The 6,161-nt window shown below is 39.0% G+C and carries 4 protein-coding genes; 1 reads left to right on the top strand and 3 read right to left on the bottom strand.

Features of this window, described 5'->3' with window-relative positions; translation table 11 throughout:
* The first annotated feature begins 756 nt into the window (after positions 1-756).
* Positions 757-1,221 (top strand): MarR family winged helix-turn-helix transcriptional regulator, encoded by a 465-nt coding sequence (locus tag HHA43_RS09275; RefSeq protein WP_168418921.1) that lies wholly within the window; start codon positions 757-759, stop codon positions 1,219-1,221.
* Positions 1,222-1,251: 30 nt separating this feature from the next.
* Here the strand turns inward: HHA43_RS09275 and HHA43_RS09270 are convergent, their stop codons facing one another.
* The 3 genes from HHA43_RS09270 to HHA43_RS09260 all read right to left on the bottom strand — a co-directional run bounded on the left by HHA43_RS09270 (position 1,252) and on the right by HHA43_RS09260 (position 5,840).
* On the bottom strand, positions 1,252-1,929 hold the full coding sequence (locus HHA43_RS09270; RefSeq protein WP_168542479.1) for an SOS response-associated peptidase family protein: 678 nt from the start codon (positions 1,927-1,929) through the stop codon (positions 1,252-1,254).
* Positions 1,930-2,030: 101 nt separating this feature from the next.
* Positions 2,031-3,473, bottom strand: coding sequence for an aldehyde dehydrogenase family protein (locus tag HHA43_RS09265; RefSeq protein ID WP_168542477.1), 1,443 nt, complete (start codon positions 3,471-3,473; stop codon positions 2,031-2,033).
* A gap of 201 nt (positions 3,474-3,674) precedes the next feature.
* The gene (locus tag HHA43_RS09260) at positions 3,675-5,840 is read right to left on the bottom strand and encodes a malate synthase G (RefSeq protein ID WP_168542475.1); all 2,166 of its coding nucleotides are present in this window, start codon (positions 5,838-5,840) and stop codon (positions 3,675-3,677) included.
* Between the last annotated feature and the right edge of the window lie 321 nt (positions 5,841-6,161).

Raw genomic sequence — 6,161 nt, 5'->3', positions numbered from 1 at the left:
TTTTGTGTGTAGGCTTCTTCATTTGAAAATTATATCGCTGAAAAAGCCTTTACAGATAGGTTTGTGCAACAAAGCCAAAATAAGATAAAAAGTCAAACCCATTTTAGGCAATAAATTTGACAAATGAGTCATTTGAGTAAAGTTTACTTTTTATTCAAAACAAATGCATTACAAGCTATTGTTATTTAATTGATATTAATATTTTAAGACTTTAAACCAATATCTTCTGCGTATCATGATCAGATTCACGCAACCTTTTGAATGAAATGCGAAGTGTACAAATGTATTTTTTTGACTAAAATGCTGCCTAATTATGAATATTCATTGTGGCACACACAATGTGATTGCTAGATAACAACAATGAATTGCTAATCCCCGTACTAAAAAAATTCTAGAGGATTAATAAATATGCGGTATGACAGACCTACAAGCTACAACCAAACATTGAACTTTCTGTTCAAACGCCAAAATACGATTAAAAATTTACACTCAAAACAATGCTGAATTCACGCTAATGGCAATCACGATCTTGCATTTACAATGCTGAATTCACGCTAATGGCAATCACGATCTTGCATTTACAACGCAAAATTTACGTGTATCTGTTTAAGAATTTTTTATTTATTAGACCTTTATTTTATTAAGTTTAGCTTCACACTAACTTTAAGTAATAAAAACGTCTTGCTAAGCACATGAGTTTTCACATAAAATGTGAAATATCAAAAAATACAATTAAAACAATGCAAGGAATATGCAATGTCCAAGAAATATTCTAAATTTCTGCCTTCAACCGATCATTACGATCTTGAACAATTTCCATATTATTGGGTGACACAAGTACATGCACAATATGTGCAAAACGTTGATCACGCTTTAAAGAAATATGGTTTAGACAATTCACGTCGCCGTATTTTATTGGCGCTACGTTCTAAACCGCATGCCAGTGTATCTGACTTGTCTGATATGGTGGTATCTAAAATGTCAACCACCACTAAAATTGTTTATCGCCTGAAAGATGAAGGTTTAGTGGAAACTTATTCCTGTGATGATGATGCGCGTATTACTCGTGTTGTACTCACAGAAAAAGGTGACGACATGACCAATAAAATCAATGATTTGACAAGTGTTGTGCTAGAACAATCCTTTGATGGCTTGACACCTCTACAAATTGAAAAAATGATGGAAAGTTTGCGTCAAATTTTTAACAACTTGGCTCGCTAAAAAGCAATATCACAAGCCATTGAAATACTGTTAAAGATCGAAAAAGTTGAGTTGGGGACTTACTTTTTCGATCTTTGCTTTTGGAACAAAGGAACATTCAAACTCATCTACAGGAAAGCCTTGTACAAAACTTTGTATATTGGGCGTTTTCAGGCTTAACCATTCATCCAAACGTGCATGTGGAATCACAATAACCGAACGCTTCACAGGGCCTGGCACATGAAACTCTTTCATCATGTCATGGTCAATTGCGTCCATGGTAATCATACTGGCTGAGCGTACAACCTCTTCATTTTCTTGCCCCACATTTAGCCTAGAAATTTCGTATAGTGCTGCTATAAAGAATGCCTGCCCATCTTTACGTCGTACACCCCAGCGCTGAGCCTTACCTTCAATATATTTTGACTCATAAAATTCAGATACTGAAATTACACTAAATTTGCACTTATAGGCAGCTTCGCTAAAACTAGGCTTTTCTAGTATAGTTTCATTACGACAGTTATAAGTTTTTAAAGCAATGCTTTTGTCTTCGGCCCATTTTGGAATCAAGCCAAAATTCACCAAACGCCACTCCAAACCCTTCTCAGACTTAAATAATAAAGGCGCAGTACTGTTCGGATAAACTTCGTCAGGATATTCAAAAGGTATTTCTGGTAAACCTAAAGCAGACAACTGCGTTAGGCTTAACGGTTTAAAATTGGCACACATATTTAACTTGTATAAAAAGACAAATTTACTATATCACGCATATTACCGCTTACCCATGCACTCAGCATGTTTAAGCGCAATATGCTTGCAAACAGCCATCTTTAAGCGGGACACGTCATCCAATGTGTTCGAGTAAACTCTTCAAATATCCAGCGACCATTAAAACGACCTAAACCTGAGTTCTTCTCTCCACCAAACGGTGCATTGGCATGATCGGCAACGGTAATACCGTTTATATGCGTCATCCCCACATCGAGCTGCGCAGCAAAATCAATGCCACGCTCTAAATTTGCTGTACATACTGCTGCAGATAACCCGTATTGGGTTTGGTTCGCTAATTGCAAGGCATGTACTTCATTTTCGGCCTGCAAAATTGGTAATATTGGCCCAAAACTTTCATGCTGCACAATCTCAGCCTTGGCATCAACATTTACAAAAATATGTGGTGCCACTAGATTTCCGTTTACGCCACCTTCATAAATTAATTCAGCGCCCTGAGCTTTTGCTTTCTGAATGATTTGCTGATGTTTTTTTACTTGCTCTGAATTAATGATTGGACCGATGAGTGTATTTTCTGCATTAGGATCACCCACCACCAATTGCTGTGCACGTACTAATAACTTATCGATATACACAGCATAAATCGACTGATCGACAATAACCCGATTGGTACTCATGCAAATTTGCCCCTGATGTAAAAATCGACCCATTACCGTAAGTTCCACAGCTAAATCGACATTGGCATCATCTAAAATGACCAAAGGTGCATTGCCACCAAGTTCTAACGCAACACGTTTCAGTGTTTCTCCCCCTACTGCCTTTTGCCCTACACGCTGCCCAACTGCTGTAGAACCAGTAAAGGAAATCATTTTAGGCGTAGCATGCTCAACAAAATAATCGCCTATTTCATGGCTAGCCCCAACCACGACATTCAGTACGCCTGCAGGTAAACCTGCCTCTTCAAACAATTTACCCAAGAGTGTTCCACCTGTGACTGGTGTGTCGCTGGCAGGTTTCAACACTACACTATTGGCGCAAGCAATTGCTGTGACCACCGAACGCATAGATAAATGAAATGGAAAATTCCAAGGGCTAATCACTGCAATAACACCCAAAGGCTTGCGCAAAACAAAACTGCGTACTTGAGGATCTTTACTTTCTAATGGTGTGGTCGTCATTTGATCAGGAAATTGTGCAGCTTCTTGAATAATCCCTAGTGCAGCATCCACCTCAATATTGGCTTTTAAACGAGTACTGCCTGACTCATCAATCAGCCATTGTACAATTTCTTCTCGTCGCTGCTGAATGACTTGCTGTAATTTGGTAATGACTTGCTTACGCACTTCAGCTGATTTAATCACCTGTTCATCAAAGGCTTTTTGTGCCGCACTATAGGCACTATCAACATCTACTACACTGGCAGCCTGCATCTCAAAAATCACAGTTTGCTGATAAGGATTGCTATTGGTTATGGTCTTGGTTGATGTGCCAGTCGTCCAATGTCCACCAATAAATTGTTGATTCAAACCTTGATATGCTGGCATGTATTTGTCCTTGCGCTACTTTTTATATATAGCTTCCACTCTACTCCGCAGCGTGATGCTTTTCTAGCTGCAAGTACATCCTGTAACCATTCCTCTGCAAAATTTTCAAGAAACCATAGGCTAAATATAGACAACAAAAAAGCCTCCGAAGAGGCTCATTTGTTTGTAATACACAATCAGTGAACAATCATTCCCAAAGGATTAGTCACCTGTATAACCTTTTAATTTTAAACGCGCAGCGTGTAAAAGTGGCTCTGTATAACCAGAAGGTTGCTCACCACCTTTAAAGATTAAGTCAGACGCAGCTTGGAATGCGATGTTGTTCTCAAAGTCGTTAGACATTGGCGTATATAATGGATCGTTAGCGTTTTGCTGATCCACAATTTTAGCCATACGCTGCATTACTTCCTCAACTTGCTCACTTGTCACGATACCGTGACGTAACCAGTTGGCAACGTGCTGCGAAGAAATACGTAAAGTTGCACGGTCTTCCATCAAACCAACATCGTTGATGTCTGGAACTTTAGAACAACCTACACCTAAATCTACCCAACGTACAACGTAACCCAAGATACCTTGACAGTTGTTTTCAAGCTCTTTAGTTTTTTCTTCGTCAGACCAGTTAGTGTCTTTCGCCAATGGCGGAGTTAACAAGTCATCTAAAGATAAAGGCTCAGTTGCCAACAATTCTTGTTGACGGTCTGCTACGTTCACTTGGTGATAGTGGATAGCGTGAATCACAGCACCTGTAGGTGATGGAACCCATGCACAGCTTGCACCCGCTTCAGGATGTTCAGTTTTGGTTTTATACATGTCTAAAAGCATGTCTGGTTTTGGCCACATGCCTTTACCAATTTGTGCTTTACCACGTAAACCTGCTTTCAAACCGATCATCACGTTACGGTTTTCATACGCTGGGAACCAAATTTGACCTTTTACTTCGCCTTTACGAACGAATGGACCTGCTTCCATGAACGTATGGATTTCGTCACCTGTACGGTCCATGAAACCAGTGTTAATGAAGATAGTACGGTCTTTAGCTTGAGCAATACAGTTTTTCAAGTTTACAGAAGTACGACGCTCTTCATCCATGATACCGATTTTCAAAGTCTTCGCAGGCAAGCCAAGCACTTGTTCAGCACGTTCAAACAATTCAACTGCAAATGCAACTTCATCTGGACCATGCATTTTTGGTTTCACGATGTACATAGAACCTTGACGTGAGTTCTTGATCGTGTTTTCACCGCGAATGTCAGCAAAAGTCAATAATGGAGTGATCAATGCGTCCATGATCCCTTCATAGATTTCTTGACCATCAACCAAAATTGCAGGGTTAGTCATTAAGTGACCTACGTTACGTAGTAACATTAATGAACGACCATGAACTTTAGTTTCACCGCCTTCTAGGTTTTTGAAAGTACGGTCAGCGTTCAATGTACGAGTCATGGTTTTGCCATTTTTCTCGATTGACTCTGATAAAGTACCTTTCATTAGACCTAACCAGTTACGGTAGCCTTCAACTTTTTCTTCAGCATCTACAGCTGCAATTGAGTCTTCCAAGTCTTGAATTGTCGTTACAGCAGCTTCAAGAACAACGTCTTTTACACCAGCTGCATCTGTTTGGCCAATTGGACTAGTTGCATCAATTTGAACTACAACGTGCAGACCATTATTTTTGAATACGATTTCTGTTGGAGCAGCAGCTTCACCGTTGTAACCAACAAATAATGCTTCATTTGCAAGTGTTGTTGTAGAACCATCTTTAAGGCTTACTACAAGTTTGTTTGCATCTACAGCATATTTAGTCGCATCGGCATGTGAGCCTTGCGCCAATGGGAAAGTTTCGTTTAAGAAGTTTTTCGCAAATGCAATTACTTTTTCACCACGAACTGGGTTATAGCCTTTACCTTTTTCTGCGCCATTTTCTTCAGAAATAACGTCAAAACCGTAAAGTGCGTCGTATAACGAACCCCAACGTGCGTTTGCTGCGTTCAAGCAGTAACGTGCGTTACGTACAGGTACTACGAGTTGTGGACCAGCCAATAATGAGATTTCTTCATCAACATTTTCGGTGGTAATTTGAAAATCTTCTACTTCTGGTAATAAGTAGCCAATTTCAGTCAAGAAAGCTTTGTAAGCTTCTAATTCAAATGTATTATTGCGGTGCCATTCATCAATTTTAGCCTGAAGCTCGTCACGCTTTGCAAGTAACGCTTTGTTCTTAGGGCTAAGATCGACAACGACTTGCTCAAAGTTTTTCCAGTATGCATCACTGTCTAAACCAGAACCTGGTAGTGCTTCATTTTCGATGAAATCGTAAAGTTCTTTAGCAATCGCTAACTTGCCTTTTTGAATACGTGCAGTCATTGTCTTTCCTGATATTGCTACTTTTTATACAAGAGATTCTAGTATACTGATTTATATTTAGCTGAATAGTATTATCACATTTCAAAATAACGATCATTTATTACAAGATGAGTAACAATAAACACCTGAAATTCTGATCTGAAACATGACATTATTATTCATATAAATACACTTTCACAGTGTATAAAGTTTTTGAAATGTCGAAATTAGACTTAAGTTCAGATTTTGTTGTAAAAACCATCGACAGTCCTATTTCAACACCACAAGATTAAGCCATGTTTATGACAAAATGTCGATAAAACCAGCAGTCACTGAATTTCT

Source organism: Acinetobacter sp. A2, assembly GCF_012371325.1.
In the GTDB taxonomy this organism is placed as follows: Bacteria; Pseudomonadota; Gammaproteobacteria; order Pseudomonadales; family Moraxellaceae; genus Acinetobacter.
This window is presented reverse-complemented; position numbering and strand designations above follow the sequence as displayed.

What these genes read in the sequence shown, in the direction of transcription:
- HHA43_RS09275 (WP_168418921.1), top strand. Translation starts at nt 757, where the DNA reads ATGTCCAAGAAATATTCTAAATTTCTGCCTTCAACCGATCATTACGAT.
- HHA43_RS09265 (WP_168542477.1), bottom strand. Translation starts at nt 3,473, where the DNA reads ATGCCAGCATATCAAGGTTTGAATCAACAATTTATTGGTGGACATTGG.
- HHA43_RS09270 (WP_168542479.1), bottom strand. Translation starts at nt 1,929, where the DNA reads ATGTGTGCCAATTTTAAACCGTTAAGCCTAACGCAGTTGTCTGCTTTA.
- HHA43_RS09260 (WP_168542475.1), bottom strand. Translation starts at nt 5,840, where the DNA reads ATGACTGCACGTATTCAAAAAGGCAAGTTAGCGATTGCTAAAGAACTT.